Annotated in this window: 1 protein-coding gene; it reads left to right on the forward strand. The window is 62.7% G+C overall.

Features of this window, described 5'->3' with window-relative positions:
* Positions 1 to 13: 13 nt before the first annotated feature.
* A partial coding sequence (locus FHC48_RS23010; protein WP_220420629.1) for a type VI secretion system Vgr family protein occupies positions 14 to 831 on the forward strand: 818 nt, incomplete at its 3' end.

Here is an 831-nt window from a genome sequence, read left to right on the forward strand (position 1 = left end):
TGGAATAAAGATTATGCTCAACCGAATTACCGTTCAGCTCCCGGTGGAGGGGCTTCTGTTCTGGAAACTGACGGGCCGCGAGGCGATGTCCGAGTCGTTCGCGCTGACGCTGACCGTGCTCGGCACGGACGCGCGCATTGACCGCAGTAAGCTGCTGGGCCAGCCGGTCACGGTGACCATCCCGACGCAGAGCCTGCTGACGCCCCGCTATATAAACGGCAAGATTACCCGGGTGGCGGTCAGCGCCGTTGAGCTGACGGGCACCCGCTATGCGGTGTACCAGCTGACGGTGGAGCCGGACCTGTGGCCGATGAAGCGCGACCGTAACCTGCGTATCTTCCAGGGGCAGACGGTGCCGCAGATTGTGAAAACCCTGCTGGGTGAGCATCAGGTCAACGTTGAGGACAAACTCACCGGCAGCTACCGGGTGTGGGACTACTGCGTGCAGTATCAGGAGTCGAGCCTGGACTTCATCAGCCGCCTGATGGAGCTGGAGGGGATTGCGTATCACTTCCGCCATGAGGCGGACAAGCACACCCTGGTGCTCACCGACGCCGCCACGCAGTACCAGCCGTTCAGCGGCTATGAGGTTATTCCTTACCACCAGACGCCGTCCGGCGGCAGTACGGATGAAGAGGGCATCAGCCAGTGGGCGCTGGAGGACAGCGTGACGCCGGGGATTTACAGCCTCGACGACTATGACTTCCGCAAGCCGAACGCGTGGCTGTTCCAGGCCCAGCAGAACCCGGCGTCGCCGAAGCCGGGCAGCATCGACGTGTACGACTGGCCGGGGCGCTTTGTGGACAAAGGGCACGGGGAGTTCTATGCCCG

This window comes from Enterobacter sp. EC_50, from assembly GCF_019584525.1.
Classification (GTDB): domain Bacteria; phylum Pseudomonadota; class Gammaproteobacteria; order Enterobacterales; family Enterobacteriaceae; genus Enterobacter; species Enterobacter roggenkampii.